Origin of the sequence: Pseudomonas sp. B3(2017) (genome assembly GCF_002113595.1) — a bacterium.
Taxonomy (GTDB): Bacteria; Pseudomonadota; Gammaproteobacteria; order Pseudomonadales; family Pseudomonadaceae; genus Aquipseudomonas; species Aquipseudomonas ekonensis.
On sequence record NZ_NEIU01000004.1, the window covers coordinates 269,995 to 289,092 of the forward strand.

The 19,098-nt window shown below is 66.5% G+C and carries 18 protein-coding genes; 8 read left to right on the forward strand and 10 right to left on the reverse strand.

Going from position 1 to position 19,098, the window contains the following annotated elements; translation table 11 throughout:
* Positions 1–12 precede the first annotated feature (12 nt).
* The 5 genes from CAG33_RS08225 to CAG33_RS08245 form a co-directional block, all read right to left on the reverse strand.
* Positions 13–795 (reverse strand): molecular chaperone, encoded by a 783-nt coding sequence (locus CAG33_RS08225; RefSeq protein WP_085579685.1) that lies wholly within the window; start codon positions 793–795, stop codon positions 13–15.
* 34 nt (positions 796–829) lie between these two features.
* Positions 830–1,330 (reverse strand): spore coat U domain-containing protein, encoded by a 501-nt coding sequence (locus tag CAG33_RS08230; RefSeq protein WP_085579683.1) that lies wholly within the window; start codon positions 1,328–1,330, stop codon positions 830–832.
* Between the two features lie 3 nt (positions 1,331–1,333).
* The gene (locus tag CAG33_RS08235) at positions 1,334–1,870 is read right to left on the reverse strand and encodes a spore coat protein U domain-containing protein (protein ID WP_085579681.1); all 537 of its coding nucleotides are present in this window, start codon (positions 1,868–1,870) and stop codon (positions 1,334–1,336) included.
* A gap of 19 nt (positions 1,871–1,889) precedes the next feature.
* A complete protein-coding gene (locus tag CAG33_RS08240) occupies positions 1,890–2,423 on the reverse strand; it encodes a spore coat U domain-containing protein (protein WP_085630598.1) in 534 nt (177 codons plus the stop codon).
* Positions 2,424–2,539: 116 nt separating this feature from the next.
* The gene (locus tag CAG33_RS08245; protein WP_371857679.1) at positions 2,540–3,073 is read right to left on the reverse strand and encodes a spore coat U domain-containing protein; all 534 of its coding nucleotides are present in this window, start codon (positions 3,071–3,073) and stop codon (positions 2,540–2,542) included.
* Between the two features lie 279 nt (positions 3,074–3,352).
* Here CAG33_RS08245 and zapE point away from each other — a divergent pair, with 279 nt between their 5' ends.
* Positions 3,353–4,483 (forward strand): cell division protein ZapE, encoded by a 1,131-nt coding sequence (gene zapE / locus CAG33_RS08250; RefSeq protein ID WP_085579677.1) that lies wholly within the window; start codon positions 3,353–3,355, stop codon positions 4,481–4,483.
* A gap of 209 nt (positions 4,484–4,692) precedes the next feature.
* Positions 4,693–6,006, forward strand: a complete 1,314-nt coding sequence (locus CAG33_RS08255; protein WP_085637703.1) for a leucine-rich repeat-containing protein kinase family protein — start codon at positions 4,693–4,695, stop codon at positions 6,004–6,006.
* A gap of 111 nt (positions 6,007–6,117) precedes the next feature.
* On the opposite strand, the gene CAG33_RS08260 is transcribed toward CAG33_RS08255, so the two are convergent.
* Entirely contained in the window at positions 6,118–6,822 is a 705-nt protein-coding gene (locus tag CAG33_RS08260) for a YebC/PmpR family DNA-binding transcriptional regulator (RefSeq protein ID WP_085630602.1), read from the reverse strand.
* Positions 6,823–7,043: 221 nt separating this feature from the next.
* On the opposite strand from CAG33_RS08260, the gene CAG33_RS08265 reads away from it, so the two are divergent.
* The gene (locus CAG33_RS08265; protein ID WP_085637706.1) at positions 7,044–8,447 is read left to right on the forward strand and encodes a type VI secretion system Vgr family protein; all 1,404 of its coding nucleotides are present in this window, start codon (positions 7,044–7,046) and stop codon (positions 8,445–8,447) included.
* 19 nt (positions 8,448–8,466) lie between these two features.
* Here CAG33_RS08265 and CAG33_RS08270 read toward each other — a convergent pair whose 3' ends face one another.
* A complete protein-coding gene (locus CAG33_RS08270; protein ID WP_085579669.1) occupies positions 8,467–9,327 on the reverse strand; it encodes a LysR substrate-binding domain-containing protein in 861 nt (286 codons plus the stop codon).
* A 112-nt stretch (positions 9,328–9,439) separates the two neighbouring features.
* Between CAG33_RS08270 and CAG33_RS08275 the strand changes: the two genes are divergently transcribed.
* A complete protein-coding gene (locus CAG33_RS08275; protein WP_085637709.1) occupies positions 9,440–10,549 on the forward strand; it encodes a 2-aminoethylphosphonate--pyruvate transaminase in 1,110 nt (369 codons plus the stop codon).
* A gap of 141 nt (positions 10,550–10,690) precedes the next feature.
* Positions 10,691–11,518: a phosphonoacetaldehyde hydrolase gene (gene phnX, locus CAG33_RS08280; protein ID WP_085579666.1), complete on the forward strand. Its 828-nt coding sequence runs from the start codon at positions 10,691–10,693 to the stop codon at positions 11,516–11,518.
* Between the two features lie 126 nt (positions 11,519–11,644).
* Here the strand turns inward: phnX and CAG33_RS28200 are convergent, their stop codons facing one another.
* Positions 11,645–12,307: a hypothetical protein gene (locus tag CAG33_RS28200; RefSeq protein ID WP_139831328.1), complete on the reverse strand. Its 663-nt coding sequence runs from the start codon at positions 12,305–12,307 to the stop codon at positions 11,645–11,647.
* A 322-nt stretch (positions 12,308–12,629) separates the two neighbouring features.
* On the opposite strand from CAG33_RS28200, the gene CAG33_RS08290 reads away from it, so the two are divergent.
* Positions 12,630–13,178 (forward strand): cytochrome b, encoded by a 549-nt coding sequence (locus CAG33_RS08290; RefSeq protein WP_085579660.1) that lies wholly within the window; start codon positions 12,630–12,632, stop codon positions 13,176–13,178.
* A gap of 33 nt (positions 13,179–13,211) precedes the next feature.
* Here the strand turns inward: CAG33_RS08290 and CAG33_RS08295 are convergent, their stop codons facing one another.
* Together CAG33_RS08295 and CAG33_RS08300 are read right to left on the reverse strand one after the other, a co-directional pair.
* On the reverse strand, positions 13,212–14,135 hold the full coding sequence (locus tag CAG33_RS08295; protein ID WP_085637712.1) for a 1-aminocyclopropane-1-carboxylate deaminase/D-cysteine desulfhydrase: 924 nt from the start codon (positions 14,133–14,135) through the stop codon (positions 13,212–13,214).
* A gap of 347 nt (positions 14,136–14,482) precedes the next feature.
* Positions 14,483–16,522, reverse strand: a complete 2,040-nt coding sequence (locus tag CAG33_RS08300; protein ID WP_085630612.1) for an FAD-dependent oxidoreductase — start codon at positions 16,520–16,522, stop codon at positions 14,483–14,485.
* Between the two features lie 206 nt (positions 16,523–16,728).
* Between CAG33_RS08300 and CAG33_RS08305 the strand changes: the two genes are divergently transcribed.
* Together CAG33_RS08305 and CAG33_RS08310 are read left to right on the forward strand one after the other, a co-directional pair.
* Positions 16,729–17,859: a nitrilase-related carbon-nitrogen hydrolase gene (locus CAG33_RS08305; RefSeq protein ID WP_085637825.1), complete on the forward strand. Its 1,131-nt coding sequence runs from the start codon at positions 16,729–16,731 to the stop codon at positions 17,857–17,859.
* A gap of 2 nt (positions 17,860–17,861) precedes the next feature.
* Positions 17,862–18,902 (forward strand): AraC family transcriptional regulator, encoded by a 1,041-nt coding sequence (locus CAG33_RS08310; RefSeq protein WP_085637715.1) that lies wholly within the window; start codon positions 17,862–17,864, stop codon positions 18,900–18,902.
* Positions 18,903–19,098: the final 196 nt, after the last annotated feature.

Genomic DNA, 19,098 nt, shown 5'->3' on the forward strand with positions numbered 1-19,098 from the left:
CCCACCGGCCCGCTACCGCGTCGGGGCGATGCTCTGCACCTGCGTCGCACCATTGACGCGCACCTGCAACGCCGCCTCCCCTCCCGGCGGCACCGGTGCCGGCCAGCGCATCACGGCACCGGGCAACACATAGCCCAACAGCCCTTCGGCCAAGGGCCTGCTTTGCCCGCCCTGACGCAACGCCACATCGGTCAACCGCGCATGCACCGCTCCCTGGTTGCGCACCTCCACGAAAGGCCGGCCGTCCACCGCCACCGTGCGCCAGCTCAACTGCGGCACGCCGATGCCCTTGGGATCACGCTGGCGCGTGCTGTCCTCCTTGCTCCACAATCCGGCGCCGTAGGCGAACAGCGGCACCGAGTAACGCATCTGAAAGCGGATCGCCGCCGCGGTCTTGCCGTCTTCGGCAGCGGGCGGCAAGGCCGACGGGATTTCGTCGATGATGATCCGGTACGCCAGCTCCTGACCGGGCGGGACGTCCTGGGTGCGGGTCAGGCGCACCAGTTGCTTCTGCCCCGGTTCGATCTTCGCCACCGGCGGGCTGCCGATCACTTCGCGCTGGTTGCGGTACTGCTCCTCGAACCCGCTCTGGCTCCAGCCGAACACGCGGATCTGCAGGTTGGCGGTTTCATTGCCGCGGTTTTCCAGCCACAGCGCGCTGGCCTGCTGATCGGCCTCCAGCACCGGGTCGATGGGCCAGATCAGCACCGAACTGGCGGCCTGCGCCTTGAGCGCCGCGGCCAATGCCAGCAGCGGCATCACCCAAAACCGATGCCGTGACGTGAATGCCCCCATGTGACTGCTCCTTGTCGGCCGTCCGAACGCCGTGTCACCACGACAGCTGCACCTGCAGCACGTCGCTGTAAGTCCCCCCAGGCTGATTGCCCGGCAATTGCACCCGGCCGTAGATCGGCAGGCTGATGTTGTTCGCGTCGCTGTAGGTCACCGCCACGCTCTGACCGATGCCCAGGCTCTGGCTGTAGGCGGCATCGCGAAACAGCGAGTAGGCCACCCGCGCACTGCCGCTGTTGAGCTGCAGGTTGCGCCCGCCGCTGCTGTACAGCCCACCGTCGACGGTCATGTTCAGCGCCACCCCCGGCGTGCACTGCAACTGCACGCCCCCCGTCAGCGCCACCTGCACCGTGCCGGTGGCCAGGGCCGAACTCGAACCGAAATTCAAGGCGCCGTAGTTCGACACGCCGCCCACCACCAGGCAGCCCGGCGTCACCGTGGCGCTGACCTGGAAGCTCTGGCTGGTCACCGCCGCCAACGGCAACGGCACGCCGCACCCGCAGAGCAGGAGCAGTGCCGTCCAGCCCTGCCGGCCCATGGGCTAGAACGTCAGTTCGACGGAAATGGTGTCGGTGTAGGTGCCCGCCGGCAGTCCGGCCTTGCCCACCGCCTGACCGTAGATGTTCACGGTCTGGGCCACGCCAGTGCTGGCGGCGAGGTTGATGGTGCCGTCGATGGCCAGCAACTGCGAATGCCCCGCGTCGGTGTACAGGTCGTAGGGCACGTAGTTGGCGACGCCGTCGTACAGCGCCCGCGTTCCCCCGGCGGACTGCCCGTCGTGGGCGCCGGCCCGCACCTTGACCACCGGCGTGGTGCCGGCCGAACAGAGGATCGACAACGCACCGCCCCCGCCGCCCAGCACCTGCCCGGTGGCGGTGGTGAACAGGCTGTTGCTGGTGCCGAAGTTCAGGGCGCCGAAGTTCAGGCCGGACGAACCGCCCGAGCCGTTCACCTGGCAGCTGCTGATCAGGATCAGGCTGGAGGTGATCTGACCGGTGACCGTGGTGGCGGCGCCGGCGCTGGAGGCCAGCGTCAGGCCGAGCAGCGACAGGCCTATCCTTGATGCAAACGTACGCATGGTGTCCTTCCTCTACGGTTTACCAGTCGAGCGTCACCGTCAGGGTGTCGGTATAGACACCGGCAGGCAGCGCACGGGTGTTCGCCACCACCGAGCCAAACACCGGGATGGGTATCTGCGCACCGCTGGTGACAGCGAAATTGTGTTGTTGGCCGATGCTGTAGCTCTGGTGGCCCGAGGCATCGAGGAACAGTTGATAGGGAATGGTCTGACGGCCGTTGCTCAAGCGCCGGGTATTGCCGTCGCCGTGGGCACCGCCGTCGATGGTCACGGTGAAGCCGGTCACCGAGGGGTTGCAGGCGACATTGAGCCGACCGCTGCCCTGCTGGTCGATGCTGGCCTTGAGCGGGGCGTCCCAGGTCGGCCCCTGCCGGCCGAAGTCCAGCGAGCCGAAACCGTCGGCGGGGCTGCCGGGGCTCGCGGCGTTGGTCACCTCGCAGCCGGCGATCAGGGTCAGCCGCGCATGGATCTGCCCGCTGACCACCGCCTGCGCATCCTCGGCGAGCCACAGCAACCCGCCTGCGGCCACCATCAGCCAGTGCTTGCTTGTCATCGCGTGCGTCCCTACTCCTTCAGGTGGTTTCATCACCGCGCCCGACCTTGAGCGCCCTTCCCTTCGCACCCGAATCCGTCGGGCCCTTTACCGGTTGTCCTGCTGCGGACCGTCGCCTACCAGGTGACCGTCACCTTGATCAGATCCGAATAGCGACTGACCCGCGGCACCTCCGCAAGCCGTTCTATCCGCGCATACAGCGGAAGCTCCACCGTGCCGCTGTCCGGCACCCGCCCGCCGAGCGGCACGTTCACACCCAGCGGCACTTGCCGTGCGGCATCCCGGTACAGGCGATAAGGGATGGGTTTGCCGCCCGATGTCCCTGCCAGGTAGCGCACGTCGCCGACGCCGCCATGGAGCCCCCCGTCGATGCGGATCTGGTACGGCGTGTCCGGGTTGCATTCCAGCCGCGGCAATCGCCGGTCGGCGAGCGCAGCCCCCAGCGGCCCCGCCGGATCGTCCAGGCGTGCGGTGCTGCCGAAGTCCAGCACACCCGCTTGGCCGATGCCTGCCTCGCGTGGCTGGCCGATCAGGCGGCAACCGCGCTGCACGTCGACCCGCACCTCGACCTGCAGGTCGGCGGCTGGCAGCGGCGCCGCCAGTGCCCACAACGCGATCGTTTTCCATGCCGTCTTCAGTGCTGCCTTCACGGCCCTGATCCCTGTACGCGACCTGTGCGTCGCAACTGTGTTGAAGGTTAGCAATGGACGACGATTCCGCCAGTCGATTGGATCCAGCGTTCTGACGGGATTTGTTTCGAAAGATTGGCGAACGGTCGACAGTTGCCGCTATGAAAACCTGTACCCGCCGCAAGATGCTGTCCAACATCGGCGTTGCGCCGATGAACCGTGGTGGAAGGCAAACTACCCGTCTGGTTACACTACGCCGCCGAGCTCGGGGAGCCGGCCTGACCACGGAGAGCCCCCACAGTGTCCGCCCAACCGCCCGAACGCCCGCGCCTGACCCATCGCTGGTCGGCGCTGCGCCGCTTGTTCGGCAAGGGTGCCCCGGCCGGTGCCGGCCATTGCGCCGGTGCCCAGGCGATCCGCGACTACTTCCGGCACAAGGCCCACGGCCAGGGCTATACCCTCAGCCACAGCCAGCAGCGGGTCATCGACTGCATGGCGCGGCAAGCGGGCCTGTTGCTCGGCGCGACCGCGCAGACCCCGCCCAGCCTGTACCTCCACGGCGCCGTGGGGCGCGGCAAGAGCTGGCTGCTCGACGGTTTCTTCCAGGCGCTGCCGACCGAACGCAAGCGGCGCCTGCACTTCCATGAATTCTTCGCGCAACTGCATCAAGGCATGTTCAGCCACCGCGCGCAGGACGACGCCCTGGCCGCCACCCTGGACGACCTGCTGCACGGTTGCCGGGTGGTGTGCTTCGACGAATTCCATGTGCACGACATCGGCGATGCGATGCTCATCGCCCGTTTGTTCAAGGCCCTGTTCGAACGCGGCACCGTGCTGCTGGTGACGTCCAACTACCCGCCCGAAGGCTTGCTGCCCAACCCGCTGTACCACGCCCGGTTCAAGCCGGTGATCGATCTGATCAACGCGCGCATGCAGGTCATGGAAGTCGGCGGCCCCCATGATTACCGCAGCCAGGCCCGTCAGCACGCGCATCAGATATTCACCCAAGGCCATTACGTCTGGCCGGCGACCCCGGCGCAGCGCGAACGCCTGGGCCTGCCGCCGCGCGACGCCAAGCCGCAGCCATTGGCGGTGGGCAGCCGGCACGTCCGGGCCTGGCTGCTGGACCGGCGCCGCGTCGGCTTCACCTTCAGCGACCTGTGCGAACAGCCCACGGCGGTCATGGACTACCTGGAGCTGTGCCGGCGCTTCGACCACTGGATCATCGACGACCTGCCGGAGCTGGGCGAATGCTCCATCGCAGCCCAGCAGCGCTTCATCAACCTGATCGACGTGCTCTACGACCAAGACAAGCACCTGACGCTGCTGGGAAGCCTGCCCCTGCGCGAAAGCCTCGGCGGCCACGCCACCGACCTGGCCCGCACCCGCAGCCGGCTGGGGCAGCTGTCGGAAGTGCACGATCCCGCCTGAGCGGAGCAGGTTCCCTTGCATGAGCGGACTTGCCCGCGAAAACGGCGACAAGTTCGGCATCGATGCGCCAGACAGGTCGCCATCGCCAGCAGGCTGGCTCCCACAGGGAAGCTTCATGAGCCACAACACTGCGCCGGTTCCGATCTGCCGTTATCATGTCGCCCATTTCCGGTGCCCCGCGCGCCTTCCCTCTCAAAGCGGAACTGTTCATGCACACCCTTGCTCAATTGCGCGCCGGCGAGTTGTCGGGCATCACCCAGCTGGACCTTTGCGAAGGCCTGACCGAATTTCCCCGCGAGATCTTCGAGCTGGCGGACAGCCTGGAGGTGCTCAACCTCAGCGGCAATGCCTTGAGCAGCCTGCCGGACGACCTGCACCGCCTGCACCGCCTGCGGATCCTGTTCTGCTCCGACAACCGCTTCACCGAGCTGCCGGCCTGCGTCGGCCGCTGCGACACCCTGTCGATGGTCGGCTTCAAGGCCAACCGCATCACCCATGTGCCGGGCGCGGCGCTGCCGCCGAACCTGCGCTGGCTGATCCTCACCGACAACCGCATCGAGACCCTGCCGGACGAGCTGGGCGAGCGGCCCGCGCTGCAGAAACTGTTGCTGGCCGGCAACCGCCTCACCCGACTGCCGTCGAGCATGCAGGCCTGCCATCGGCTGGAGCTGATTCGCATCGCCGCCAACCGCTTCACCGAACTGCCGCAATGGCTGCTGACCCTGCCGGCCCTGACCTGGCTGGCCTACGCCGGCAATCCGCTGGAGACCGAGGCGGACTCGGCCGCGCTCGACGCAACGCCGGTGATCGACTGGTCGGCGCTGCGCCTTGAGCACAAGCTCGGCGAAGGCGCTTCAGGGGTCATCTCACGGGCGCTCTGGCAACGTGACGGTCAGTCGGACACGCCGGTGGCGGTCAAGCTCTACAAAGGGGAAATGACCAGCGACGGCTCGCCGCTGCATGAGATGAACGCCTGCATCACCGCCGGCCGACACCCGAACCTGATCCGCGTCGAAGGGCGTATCGGCCACCATCCGGAAGGTGCGCAAGGGCTGGTGATGCAACTGATCGATCCGCACTACCGCAACCTGGCCGCCTTGCCGAGCCTGGCGTCCTGCTCGCGGGACGTGTATGCCGACGACTGCCGATTCCATGCCGATGCCGCCCTGCGGGTCGCCCGCGGCATCGCATCGGTGGCCGAGCATCTGCACGGGCACGGCATCACCCATGGCGACCTCTACGGGCACAACATTCTGTTGAACGGTCAGGGCGATTGCCTGCTGGGGGACTTCGGTGCGGCGTCGTTCCATGCCACCGAGGACAACCTGGAGACCCGCGCGCTGCAACGCATCGAAGTGCGTGCGTTCGGGATCTTGCTGGGTGAATTGCTGGAGCGGATCGACTCGGGGTTGAACGATGAACGGCGTGCGGCGCTTCAGGCGCTGGAGCAGCGCTGCTGCCAGCCGGACGTGCTGTCGCGGCCAGGCTTCAGCGAAGTGACGGCGCTGCTCGACAAGCTGTGAACACTCGATCGTGTGGCGAGGGCGCTTGCTCCCGTCGGACGGCGAGGCCGTCCCGGAAAGAGGCGACCGCTGCGCAGTCGAGCGGGAGCAAGCTCCCGCGCCACAGGCTGATCAGCCGGCCAGGCCGACGAACATGTCCTGCACGTCGTCGTGGTTGTCGAGGCCTTCCAGGAACGCTTCGACTTCGGCCATCTGCTCGGCGCTCAGGCCGCTGACCGGGTTCTTCGGCTGGTAGCCCAGCTTGGCCGACAGCACGGTGAAGCCTTGCTCCGGCAGGGCTTTCTGCACGGCGTCGAGGTCGGTCGGATCGGTCAGGAACAGGGTCGCGCCCTCTTCACCCGGCTCGAAATCCTGGGCACCGGCCTCGATGGCGGCCATTTCCGGATCGGCGTCCGGGGTGTCCGGCGACGCTTCGATCATGCCGACATGGTTGAAGTCCCACGACACCGAACCGGAAGCGCCCAGTTGACCCTTGCGGAAGGCCACGCGGATTTCCGCGACGGTGCGGTTGACGTTGTCGGTGACGCACTCGACGATCAGCGGCACCTGGTGCGGGGCGAAACCTTCGTAGGTCACGCGGTGGTACTGCACGGTCTCGCCCAGCAGGCCTGCGCCTTTCTTGATGGCGCGGTCCAGGGTTTCCTTGGGCATCGAGGCTTTCTTGGCCTGTTCGACCACCAGACGCAGGTGTGCGTTGGTGGCGGTATCGGCACCGTTGCGGGCAGCGATGGTGATTTCCTTCACCAGTTTGCCGAAGATCTTGCCCTTGGCGTTGGCTGCCGCTTCTTTGTGTTTAACCTTCCACTGTGCGCCCATTACTCACTCTCTTGATCTGTGGCGCCGAGACATCTATTGGCCGACGCAGGGGGCCAAGTTTATACGGCCTAAAGTCGGCAATCGACCAAAAAATCCATCGGCGGAATCGACATCTTCACCACTGCTTGTAGGGCAATTCGGAAAAGCCGGTTTGCCATGTCCATTCAGCACCACGGTTTCGTACCCTTTCACGCCCGTACCGTTCGACAGAATCGCCGCCCATGCACAACGACAAGGAAAGTCCCTTCACCCTGACATTGGCCGATGGCGCCCTGACGCTGCCGGTCTTGCGGTTCAGCGGCCGGGAAGCGCTGAACCAACCCTACCGCTTCGAGGTGGAAGCCATCGGCGTGACATCGGCCCTGGCGCCCGACGCCTTGCTGCACCAGCCGGCCTTTCTGAGGCTCAATGACCACCAAGGCATCCACGGCACGATACACAGCGTCGGCTGCGAACACCGGGCCGTCCACCAGACCGGTTATCGGCTGGTGCTGGTGCCGCACCTGCAACGGCTCGACCAGGCGGCCCGCCGTCGGGTCTTCGTGAACCACAGCGTGCCGGCGATCATCGAGCGGCTGTTGGCCGAGCATCGCCTGCCGGCCGCCGGTTACCGCCTGGAAATGACGGTGGGGCAGTACCCGCCTCGCCCGTTCTGCATCCAGTACGAGGAAACCGACCTGGCGCTGTTGCAGCGCCTGTGCGAGGAAGAAGGCATTCACTTTCACTTCGAACACCGGTGCGACGGCCATGTCGCCGTGTTCGCCGACGACAGCCTGAGCCTGCCGCCGGCGCCGGCGACCGTTGCGTTCGGCGCACAGGCCGGTGCGCCCCCTTCTGCCATCCGTGTTCTGTTCCAACGCCATGACGCGGTCTGCCCGCCCATGCCGCCCACTGTTCTCGAACGGGGGCACGGCAATTCAGACGGTGCAGCCGCCAACCATACGGTGCCGCCCCTGCCGACAGCGCCGGGCACTCGGTCTGCCGAGGCCCTCCATGCCGATCAACGCAGCCGTCGCCATCTGCAGCGCCAACGTTGCGCAAACCGCTGCATCCAGGGCCAAAGCGATGCGACCGAACTGCGCAGCGGCCATCTGCTGCTGGTGGCGGATCACCCGATGAGCACCTTCAACGAACAGTGGCTCATCACGGAACTGCGCCACCAGGGCCGGCAGCCGTCGATCCTGCAACCGGCGTCGCTCCCCCGTCATTACCGCAACGATTTCACCGCGCAACCCTGGTCGACCGAATACCGCCCGCCCCAGACCCGGCCCCGCCCCCGTATCCCGGGGTTTCAGCCGGCGCAAGTCGTCGGTGCGCCCGGAGCGCCTGCGCAGCTGGACGAACAGGGGTGCATGGCCGTGCACCTGTGGCCTGAGCAATGCCACGGCGCCGAACCCGGCGTCCTGTGGCTGGCGATCGCTTCGGCCACGGCCGCGGGCCAGATTGCCTGCGAACATTTGCCCTGCGCCGGCAGCCGGGTTTGGGTGAGTTTCCTGGACAGCGACCCGGACCGGCCGATTGTGTTTCTGGACGCCTGCCACACCCGGCCTGCGCCTTGCGTGACGCCTGCGCCGGCCGACGGATTGCTGCTGGATTGGCTGCTCAACCGCGCGGCGCCTTCTTGAACGGTGCCGACGCTTTCTCTCAGGCCGGCGCGAGCGCCAGAAACGCCTGGATCAGACGCAGTTCCCGCCGCCGCTCCAGGCAGCCGATCATGTGCCGGTTCTCCAGCCCGTCCCCGGCCAGCGGCAGCGCCACCACCCGCGGGTCATGGCTGACCTCCACCGACGAGACCACGCCGACGCCCAGGTTCGCCGCCACCGCCTCGGTCACCGCTTCGCGGCTGTCCAGTTCCAGCAGCACCCGCGGCTGAACCGAGGCCTGCGCGCACGCGCCGTCGAAAGTGCGCCGGGTGATCGAGCCCGGCTCCCGCAGCACCATGATGACCTGATCCAACTCCTTGAGCGTCACGGCGCCCGAACGCACCGACCAAGGGTGCCCCGCCGGCACCAGCGCACAGATCCGCGACTCGCTCAACGCCTGCAAATGCAGGCCCTTGCGCGGTTCGACCTCGGTCAGCACCGCCACGTCGGCATGCTCGGACAGCAACGCGGCCAGGGTTTCCTGCGCGTTGCCCAAGCGCAGGTTCACCGTGATCCCCGGATACCGCTCCCGCAGCCTGGCCAGCATCGGCATGACCAGGTGCGGGCCGTCCGCCGCCACTTCCAGCCGGCCGGTGAGCAACTGGCGGTTGGCTTCGAGCATCACCTGGGCCTCCTCGGCGAGGCTGAACATGGCCCGGGTGATCGCCGCCAGCCGGGTGCCCTCTTCGGTCAGTTCGACCCGCCGCGCAGTGCGCCGCACCAGGGTGATCTGGTAGTGCTCCTCCAGCGCCTTGATGTGCCCGGTGACCGCCGGCTGACTGATGAACAGCCGTGCGGCGGCCCGGGTGAAACTGCCTTCCCGGGCCACAGCGTCGAAGGCCCGGAGCTGGAACAGGTTCATGGATAACCCTCGCTGATGACTGGCATAACAACAAACAATTTGATTGATGGGCCGCCGAATTGCAACGTATGCCCCGTAGCTTCAGCCCACAGCACCCGCGCGAGGACACCCCATGAGTACCGCCGCCCCGATCCTGCTCACCCCAGGCCCGTTGACCACTTCGGCCCGCACCCGCCAGGCCCTGCTGGTGGACTGGGGTTCGTGGGACGAAGGCTTCAACCGGCTGACCGCCAGCCTCTGCGAACAGCTGCTGGCGATCGTCAACGGTGCCGACACGCATCACTGCGTGCCCCTGCAAGGCAGCGGCACGTTCGCCGTCGAAGCCGCCATCGGCACGCTGGTGCCCCGCGACGGCAAAGTGCTGGTGCTGATCAACGGCGCCTACGGCAAACGTCTGGCGAAGATCTGCGAAGTCCTCGGCCGCCCGTTCAGCACCTTCGAAACCGCCGAAGACGAACCGACCACCGCCGCCGACGTCGACCGCCTGCTGCGCGCCGACGTCGCCATCACCCACGTGGCGCTGATCCACTGCGAAACCAGCACCGGCATCCTCAACCCGCTCGCGGACATCGCCGACGTCGTGCACCGCCACGGCAAACGCCTGATCGTCGATGCCATGAGTTCGTTCGGCGCCCTGCCGGTGGACGCGCAGCAGGTGCCGTTCGACGCACTGATCGCCGCCTCCGGCAAATGCCTGGAGGGCGTGCCGGGCATGGGTTTCGTGTTCGTCCGCAAGGAATCCCTGAGCGCTGCCGCCGGCAATTCCCACTCTCTGGCGATGGATCTGGCCGACCAGCACGCTTACAGGATGAAAACCGGCCAGTGGCGCTTCACCCCGCCGACCCATGTGGTCGCGGCGCTGCACGAAGCGCTGCTGCAATACAACGAAGAAGGCGGTCTGCCGGCGCGCCATGCGCGTTACGCCGCCAACTGCCGGGCGCTGCTGGACGGGATGGCCGGGCTGGGCCTGCGCAGTTTCCTGCCCGCCGCGATCCAGGCCCCGGTCATCGCCACCTTCCACGCGCCGAAGGATCCGCGCTACCGGTTCCAGGCGTTCTATGAACGGGTCAAGGCCAAGGGCTTCATCCTCTATCCCGGCAAGCTGACTCAGGTCGAGACGTTCCGCGTCGGCTGCATCGGCCATGTCACCCCGGCGCAGATGCGCGAGGCCGTCGCCGCCGTGGGCGAGGCGCTGCGCGAAATGGAAGTCTTCGACATCTGACCCTCACCCCACCGCCCTTGCAGGCGCGAGCCTGCTCGCGATGGCGGCCCGACATCCGCCGTCGGTGCCGACTGACCCGGCCCCATCGCGAGCGGTTCCGCGCCTACCTTTGAATCGCAACGCCAGCACAGGATTCCCATCATGAACTACACCGCCCCAACCCGCCTGCAAGCCGCCATCCTCGACTGGGCCGGCACCGTGGTCGACTTCGGCTCCTTCGCCCCCACCCAGATCTTCGTCGAGGCCTTCGCCGAGTTCGACGTCCAGGTCTCCATCGAAGAGGCCCGCGGGCCGATGGGCATGGGCAAGTGGGATCACATCCGCACCCTGTGCGACCTGCCGCAGGTCGCCGAGCGCTATCGCAAAGCGTTCGGCCGCGTCCCGACCGACGACGACGTGACCGCCATCTACAACCGCTTCATGCCGTTGCAGATCGAGAAGATCGCCGAACACTCGGCGCTGATCCCCGGCGCGCTGGATACCATCACCCACTTGCGCGGGCAAGGGATCCGGATCGGCTCCTGCTCCGGCTATCCGAAGCAGGTGATGGACAAGGTCGCGGCCCTGGCCGCCGCCAACGGCTACGTCGCCGACCACGTGGTGGCCACCGACGAAGTGCCCAACGGCCGTCCTTGGCCGGCACAGGCCCTGGCCAACGTGATCGCGCTGGGCATCGAGGACGTCGCCGCCTGCGTGAAGATCGACGACACCGTGCCGGGCATCCTCGAGGGCCGCCGCGCCGGGATGTGGACCGTGGCGCTGACCTGCTCCGGCAACGCGCTGGGGCTGGACTACGCAGGCTTCCGCGCCCTGGACAGCCAGACGCTCGCCAGCGAACGCAAGCGCATCCACGCCCTGTTCGAGGGTTCGCGCCCGCACTACCTGATCGACACCATCAACGACCTGCCCCCGGTGATCGCCGACATCAACCGGCGCCTGGCCAAAGGCGAGATGCCGCAGGGCCAATAAGCCTCAAAAAGCAAGAAGCACCACCCGAAACTTACATCGGGCGGTGCTCGTTAGTTGGTTTAAAGCCAAGTATCTTGTGATTTCGATTCGCTCTACAGAGAGGCTCAATCAAACCAGCAAGTTGCCTCAGCCGTCATAACCAAGACCCTCCGGATATTTGATGGAGCCATCGGCAAGTTGCTCTGTTCCATCAGCCCAGACAATGCGTCCATCGGGATATTCAACCGTATCGTCCGGCCAGACGATTCGTCCGTCAGGATACTCGACCCGTCCGTCCGCGTGCTGAACGATCCCGTCCGGACGAGTCACTGCACTCTGTTGCGCGTTGACCACACTGCCGTCGGTCAGCGTCACCGAGCCATCTTGGTTTTTCCGGCTGCCAAGGGCGTTGATCAAATTGATCACGGCCACCGGATCCACATTGACATTCAGTGTCGGCCACGGCATCGGTGGCCTGGCATTGACCGGCGCCACTGGCGGCTTGCCGCCCGGTGCCCCAGGCTTGACCGGCGCCGCAGGTTTGGCGGGAGGCTTGACCGGCGGCGCCGGCTTGACGGGGGCGGGTTTCACGGGGGTGGGTTTGACCGGCGGCTTCGTCGGGGGCACAGGCGGCTTGACCGGCGGCTTCGTCGGGGACACAGGTGGCTTGACCACCGGCTTGCTGGGCGACGTCACTGGGGGCTTGGGTGCAGAGCCCGTCGGCTTGGGCCGCGACAGCGGTGGCTTGGCCATCGCTCTTTTATGCAGAAGTTCCTTTTGTTTCTTATCGAGAAAGATACTGACAGTCATTTTAAAATCCCTTTATTTGATTAATGGCGCCTACGCTGGCGTCAATCCAATCAGTGCCAAACAACTTGCACCGACGACTGAGCACAACTTAATCGCTTGGCCGGCATCGTTCAAATCTCCCCATATACAAAACATGACCAACAACCTGTTACATCCAACATCATCCTAATATAACTGCCCCCTACAACTGACACTTCCTCCTGCCGGGCTTATGACAAAAACCTTAAACAATCTCAGGCGAAACCACGCCGACGCGATTACAGTTAAGGCATGCCGTCACAGAAAACGGCGCGCGTTGGCCCTGACCGTGAGGAAACAAGGTATGCCCTGGACAAGTTCCGAATCACGCTACAGCACTGTGTCAGTCCTGTTGCACTGGTTGATGCTCGCGCTGTTGGTGCTGGTCTACGCCAGCATGGAATTGCGCGGTTTCTTTCCCAAGGGCAGCGGCGGCCGCACGCTGATCCGCGAAGTGCACTACATGCTCGGCCTCACCGTGTTCGTGCTGGTGTGGTTCCGCCTGCTGGCCCGCAGCCTGGGCCCGGCACCGAAGATCTTTCCCGCGTCGCCGCAATGGCAGACCGCCCTCGCCCGGCTGATGCACTGGTTGCTGTACCTGTTCATGATCGCCATGCCGATCCTCGGCTGGCTGATCACCAGCGCCGAGGGCCATCAAGTGATGTTCTACGGTTTCGACCTGCCGCTGCTGGTGCATGAAGACAAGACGTTCGCCAAACAGGTGGAGCACTGGCATGTGCTGATCGGCAACATCGGCTACGGGCTGATCGGGGTGCATGCGCTGGCGGGGCTTTATCACCACTACGTGGTGGGCGACAACACGCTGCTGCGGATGATGCCCAAGCGCGGGTGATCGCCGCCGGGCGATTGCTTCGTTCGAAAGCGCTCAGCGCACCGCGAATCCCCTGCGCCCCTGCAATCCGCCGGTATGCACGAACACCAGCCGCGCGCCGGCGGGAAACCGGCCGGCCTCAACGGACTGTTCAAGCGCGAACAACGCCTTGCCGGTGTACAGCGGTTCCAGCGGAACGCCGCAGGCCTGCTCCGTGCGTTCGATGAACGCCAGCAAGGCCGCATCGACCTTGGCGAACCCGCCGCGGCTGGCGTCGATCAACGCGTAGAGCGGACTGTCCAGCCCGGCCTCGCGGACGATCGCCTCGACCTGCGGCGCCACGCCGTGATCGTCCGGTACCGCCAGCGCGCCGTGCACCGGTCGGGCACCCGCCTCGGCCAGCACCAGCCCGGCCAGGGTAGTGCCGGTGCCGCAGGCCAGCCACCACCCGTCGAAGCCGTCCCAACCGAGCGCGCCGAGCTGCGCGTCCACCTGTTCCTTCAACGCTGCGCAGCCCCGCGCGCCCGCCAGCCCTCCGCCGCCCTCCGGCACCGCCTGCAGCGTCGGATACTGCGCCCGCCATGGCGCCCAGAACCCCGGCTCATGCCGCGCCCGGTAACCGCCATAGCCGAGCCAGTGCAGTTGCATGCCGAAGGCCTTCAGATCGGTCACGGTGGGCGTGTCCTGCGGATGCCCGCGCAACAGGCCGACCGTGGCGAACCCCAGGCGCTTGCCCGCAGCGGCCAAGGCATGCAGATGATTGGAGTGGGCACCGCCGAGGCTGATGATGCCTTCGGCACCGGCCCGGTCGGCGGCCTTGAGGTGTTCGATGAGCTTGAACCACTTGTTGCCGCTGATCAGCGGGTCGATGCGGTCCAGGCGCAGGATCGCCGCCTCTATGCCGGCGCGGGCGAGCCAGTCGAGCTGCAGCCTTTGGAGCGGGGCCTGGGCGAGCCAGTCGGAGGGGGGAAGAAACATCGGTGCCGGTTCCGGAGAAAGAGCCGGCATCTTAAAGCAACTGTCTGGATCCTGCCGCGCGGCGCCCTCGCGGGCGAACCCACTTCCACAAGAGATCAGTGTTGCCCACGCATCTCATGGACGTCACGCAACCCTGTGGGAGCAACTGTCTTGCTTCTGTCCTGCGGCGCCTTGAATGACGCCTTCGCTGGCAAGTCGAGTCGTCGCACCGCAGCTCCCACAGGGAGCTTGGTGGATACAAAAATTGTGACCACTGCAAAACCCTGTGGGAGCGGGCTTGCCCCGAGCGGCGATCCGACGATGGCGTCAGCCCAACCAACCGCTGAGCTGAATGTCCGAACGCTCTGTCAGATCTCGGCCGCCAGGCGCGAGCCCTGGTTGATCGCCCGCTTGGCGTCCAGCTCCGCCGCCACATCGGCGCCGCCGATCAGGTGCACGCTCTGCCCCGCCTCGACCAGACCGTCGTGCAGCTCGCGCAGCGGATCCTGGCCCGCGCAGATCACCACGTTGTCCACCGCCAGCACCTGCGGCTCGCCGGTCTCGCCGATGCGGATGTGCAGGCCTTCGTCGTCGATCTTCAGGTACTCGACGCTATTGAGCATCTGCACCTGCTTGTTCTTCAGACCGGTGCGGTGAATCCAGCCGGTGGTCTTGCCCAGGCCGTCGCCGACCTTGGATTTCTTGCGTTGCAGCAGGAACACCTCACGGGCCGGCGCATGGGGCGCAGCCTTGATCCCGGCCACGCCGCCGCGGGCCTCCAGGTGCGCATCGATGCCCCACTCCTTCCAGAACGCGGCACGGTCCTGGCTGGTGGCCACGCCTTCGTGCACCAGGAATTCCGACACGTCGAAACCGATGCCGCCGGCGCCGATCACCGCGACGCGCTTGCCGACCGGCTTGCGCTCCAGCAGCACATCCAGGTAGCTCAGCACCTTGCCGTTCTCGACGCCCGGGATCGCCGGCACCCGCGGCGCAATGCCGGTGGCCAGGATGATCTCGTCGTAGCCGCCGTCCACCAGTTGCGCCACATCGACGCGGGTGTTCAGGCACAGCTCGACATGCGTGGTCTGCAGCTTGCGCTTGAAGTAGCGCAGGGTCTCGTAGAATTCTTCTTTGCCCGGCACGCGCTTGGCGACGTTGAACTGGCCGCCGATCTCGCTGGCCGAATCGAACAGCGTCACCTGATGCCCGCGCTCGGCGGCCACCGTGGCGGCCGACAGCCCGGCAGGCCCTGCGCCGACCACGGCGATCTTCTTGACCTGCCGCACCGGCACATAGTTGAGCTCGGTTTCGTGGCAGGCGCGCGGGTTGACCAGGCAACTGGTGAGCTTGCCGCCGAAGGTGTGGTCCAGGCACGCCTGGTTGCAGCCGATGCAGGTGTTGATCTCGTCGGCACGGCCTTCGGCGGCCTTGTTGACGAAGTCGGGGTCGGCCAGGAACGGACGGGCCATCGACACCATGTCGGCATCGCCCTCGGCGAGGATCTGCTCGGCGACTTCCGGGGTGTTGATGCGGTTGGTGGTGATCAGCGGAATGCTCACCGACCCGCGCAGCTTGGCCGTGACCTTGCTGAACGCGGCGCGCGGCACCTTGGTGGCGATGGTCGGGATCCGCGCTTCGTGCCAGCCGATACCGGTGTTGATGATGGTCGCACCGGCCTGCTCGATGGCCTTGGCCAGTTGGACGATCTCTTCCCAGGTGCTGCCGCCCTCGACCAGGTCGAGCATCGACAGGCGGAAAATGATGATGAAGTTCGGGCCGACCGCCTCACGCACCCGGCGCACGATCTCCACCGGCAGGCGCATGCGGTTCTCGTAGCTGCCGCCCCAGCGGTCGGTGCGGTGATTGGTGTGGGCCGCCAGGAACTGGTTGATGAAGTAGCCTTCGGAACCCATGATTTCCACGCCGTCGTATTCGGCGGTCTGGGCCAGCACCGAGCAGGTGACAAAGTCGCGGATCTGCTTCTCGATGCCTTCCTCGTCCAGCTCTTTGGGCTTGAACGGGTTGATCGGCGCCTGGATCGCGCTCGGCGCGACCTGCTTGGGGCTGTAGGCGTAACGGCCGGCATGGAGGATCTGCATGCAGATCTTGCCCCCCGCCTCGTGCACGGCGCGGGTGACGATGCGGTGCTTGAGCGCCTCTTCTTCGGTGGTCAGCTTGGCCGCGCCGGAGTACACGCCGCCCTCGTCGTTCGGACCGATGCCGCCGGTGACCATCAGGCCCACGCCGCCACGGGCACGCTCGGCGAAATAGGCCGCCATGCGCTCGAAACCGCCCGGCTTCTCTTCAAGGCCGGTGTGCATCGAGCCCATGAGGGTGCGGTTGCGCAACGTGGTGAATCCCAGGTCCAGCGGGGCCAGCAGGTGCGGGTAGTGAGCGGCGGTCATCGGTAACTCCACAGCGAGCGTTCACGGAAAAGTGCGGGAGCTCTGCGTCCCCCGTCAGTCATGTTCGACAGACTAAGAGTCGCATCCCTGTCACTCAATGACCGTAACTGACAAGTTATTGATCCAAATGCGCAGCGGCCCTTGGCAAGCACCGGCGCGGGCCCTACCCTAGTCGCACACCCTGCACCCGGCTGTCGTTGGTCTTCATGCGCAAACTTCTGTACCTGACTTTTTCCATGGTCATCATCGCCGCCCTTGCCTGGTACGCGATGTGGACCGCCGACCGCCCGATGGGCCATTACCTGTCGGACCTGCGCATCCGGCTGGCGGTCGACCAGGGCACCCCCGCCGACCGGGGCAACCTGCTGGGGATCCAGCCGGAGCTGTTCCCCACCGACTACCAAAGCACCGAGCGCCTGCACCGCAAGCTCGCCGCCTATCTGCAACAGGCCCAGGACCAAGGCCTGCTCAACGAGAAGACTGTGGTGGTGCTGCCCGAGCACGTCGGCACCTGGCTGATGATCAGCGGCGAGAAAGACGAGCTGTACCAGGCCGCCACCCTCCCCGAAGCCATGAACTGGCTGGCGGCGAGCAACCCCTTGCAGTTCGCCCGCGCCTGGCTCAGCGCCCGGGGCGACAGCCGGCTGGACGACGCCCACCTGCGCATGAAGTCCCGGGCCATGGCCCGGGACTATCAGGCCCTGTTCGGCGGCCTGGCCAAGGAGTTCCGCGTCACCCTGGTGGCCGGCTCGATCGTGCTGCCGGAACCCAGCGTCATCGACGGCCAGCTCAAGGCCGGCGGCGGCGCGCTGTTCAACAGCAGCGTGGTGTTCGGCCGCGACGGCGCGCCGATCGGCCAGCCGCAGCGGCAGATGCGCCCGATCTTCGAGCAGAGCGAAACCGGACCCTCGCAGGCCCCGTCACCGGTCACGGTGGTCGACACGCCCGCCGGGCGCCTCGGCGTGCTGATCGGCAACGACAGCTGGTATCCGGACAACTACCGCAGGCTCGACGAACAAGGCGCACAACTGGTGGCGGTGCCCGCCTTCGTCGTCGGCCATGGCGCCTGGGAACTGCCCTGGCGCGGCTATCAGGGGGCGGACGCACCGCACTCGGTGCCTCTCAAGCCCGGCGAGGTCAGCGAAGGCCAGGCCTGGCACCGCCTGACGCTCACCGCGCAGTCGCCCGGCAGCCGTGCGGCGGCCGGCATCAGCGTGTTCCTGCGCGGCCAGTTCTGGGACAAACCGGCCACCGGCCAAAGTTTCCTGAGCAGCAACGGCCAGCAATTCACCGACGGCGACGCCCGCGGCGCGCGCCTGCTCAACCTCTGGCTGTAGCCATGAAGCCGCTGCCGATGCGCCTCGGGGATCTGTCGGTGGGTTTCGTCCACAGCCTGGCCGACGCCATGCGCAGCCACGGCACCGACCCTCAGCCCCTGCTTGAACAGTACGGCCTGGATCCCGCCCGCCTCGCCGAGGCCGGCGCGCGCCTGTCGATCCCCCGCTACATGCGCCTGGGCCACGGGGCGATCCAGTTGACCGGCGATGCGGCGCTCGGCTTGCGCATGGGCCGGCTCAGCCGCCTCAGCCAGGCCGGGCTGGCCGGGGTCACGGCGGCCCAGGCGCCCACCGTGCGCGAAGCCGCCCGCTGCCTGATCCGCTTCGAAGCGCTGTACGGCTCCAACTACCGCGGCCAATCGAGCTTCCACGAAGACACCGACGGCGCCTGGCTGCGCTTCTACTCGATCAGCCCGTACAACGCCTACAACCGCTTCGTGGTGGACTCGATCATCGCCGGCTGGCTGCAGCAGCTCTCCAGCGTCAGCCCCGAACCGCTGCATGCGGAGCGGATCGAGATCGAGTTCGACGCGCCGGATTACCGTGAGGCCTACTCACAGCTCGGCGACTGTCCGATCCAGTTCGGCGCCCAGCAGAATCAGCTGCGCCTGAGCCTGGACAGCCTCGCCCGACGCAATCCGGAACACTGCCCGAGCACCTGGCGGCACCTGCTGCAATTGTGCGAAAGGGAGTTGGAGCAGCTGACCCGCACCCGCAGCCTGCGTGAACGCATCACGCAACTGCTGGGGCCGTTGCTCAATGGCGGCCGGGAACCCGACCTCGCAGAAGTGGCGGCACGCCTGAAGCTGCCGACCTGGACCCTGCGCCGCAAGCTGGCCGAGGAAGGCACGCAGTTTCGCGCCATTCTCAACGACACCCGCCGCGACTTGGCCATGACCTACATCCGCGACACCGAACTGGCGTTCGGCGAAATCGCCTACCTGCTGGGCTTCGCCTCAGCCGAAGCCTTCCAGCGCGCGTTCAAGCGCTGGACCGGCCAGACGCCGGGCGAGTTCCGCCGCAGTCACCGCAAGACGGCCTGAAGCGCCAGGCCGGTGCCTCAGAGCTCGGTGGCGTCTTCGGCCGGCTCCGGCGAGTCCAGTTCAAAGGCCTGCGACTCGAGCAGCTCTTCTTGATAGTCATCCATCGTGTGATCCCCCGCTTGCCGAAAATGGTCTGAAGAACAGACCCGTGCGCCGAGCTTAAAGTGCCCGCATGAAGGAAAAATGAAACACCGCC

Excerpts from the sequence above, each read along its gene's own strand:
- CAG33_RS08240 (WP_085630598.1), bottom strand. The coding sequence starts at position 2,423 with ATGACAAGCAAGCACTGGCTGATGGTGGCCGCAGGCGGGTTGCTGTGG.
- CAG33_RS08275 (WP_085637709.1), top strand. The coding sequence starts at position 9,440 with ATGAGTACCGCCGCCCCGATCCTGCTCACCCCAGGCCCGTTGACCACT.
- CAG33_RS08265 (WP_085637706.1), top strand. The coding sequence starts at position 7,044 with ATGCACAACGACAAGGAAAGTCCCTTCACCCTGACATTGGCCGATGGC.
- CAG33_RS08295 (WP_085637712.1), bottom strand. The coding sequence starts at position 14,135 with ATGTTTCTTCCCCCCTCCGACTGGCTCGCCCAGGCCCCGCTCCAAAGG.
- CAG33_RS08260 (WP_085630602.1), bottom strand. The coding sequence starts at position 6,822 with ATGGGCGCACAGTGGAAGGTTAAACACAAAGAAGCGGCAGCCAACGCC.
- phnX (WP_085579666.1), top strand. The coding sequence starts at position 10,691 with ATGAACTACACCGCCCCAACCCGCCTGCAAGCCGCCATCCTCGACTGG.
- CAG33_RS08305 (WP_085637825.1), top strand. The coding sequence starts at position 16,729 with ATGCGCAAACTTCTGTACCTGACTTTTTCCATGGTCATCATCGCCGCC.
- CAG33_RS08225 (WP_085579685.1), bottom strand. The coding sequence starts at position 795 with ATGGGGGCATTCACGTCACGGCATCGGTTTTGGGTGATGCCGCTGCTG.
- CAG33_RS08235 (WP_085579681.1), bottom strand. The coding sequence starts at position 1,870 with ATGCGTACGTTTGCATCAAGGATAGGCCTGTCGCTGCTCGGCCTGACG.
- CAG33_RS08230 (WP_085579683.1), bottom strand. The coding sequence starts at position 1,330 with ATGGGCCGGCAGGGCTGGACGGCACTGCTCCTGCTCTGCGGGTGCGGC.
- CAG33_RS08255 (WP_085637703.1), top strand. The coding sequence starts at position 4,693 with ATGCACACCCTTGCTCAATTGCGCGCCGGCGAGTTGTCGGGCATCACC.
- CAG33_RS08290 (WP_085579660.1), top strand. The coding sequence starts at position 12,630 with ATGCCCTGGACAAGTTCCGAATCACGCTACAGCACTGTGTCAGTCCTG.
- CAG33_RS08310 (WP_085637715.1), top strand. The coding sequence starts at position 17,862 with ATGAAGCCGCTGCCGATGCGCCTCGGGGATCTGTCGGTGGGTTTCGTC.
- CAG33_RS08300 (WP_085630612.1), bottom strand. The coding sequence starts at position 16,522 with ATGACCGCCGCTCACTACCCGCACCTGCTGGCCCCGCTGGACCTGGGA.
- CAG33_RS08270 (WP_085579669.1), bottom strand. The coding sequence starts at position 9,327 with ATGAACCTGTTCCAGCTCCGGGCCTTCGACGCTGTGGCCCGGGAAGGC.
- CAG33_RS28200 (WP_139831328.1), bottom strand. The coding sequence starts at position 12,307 with ATGACTGTCAGTATCTTTCTCGATAAGAAACAAAAGGAACTTCTGCAT.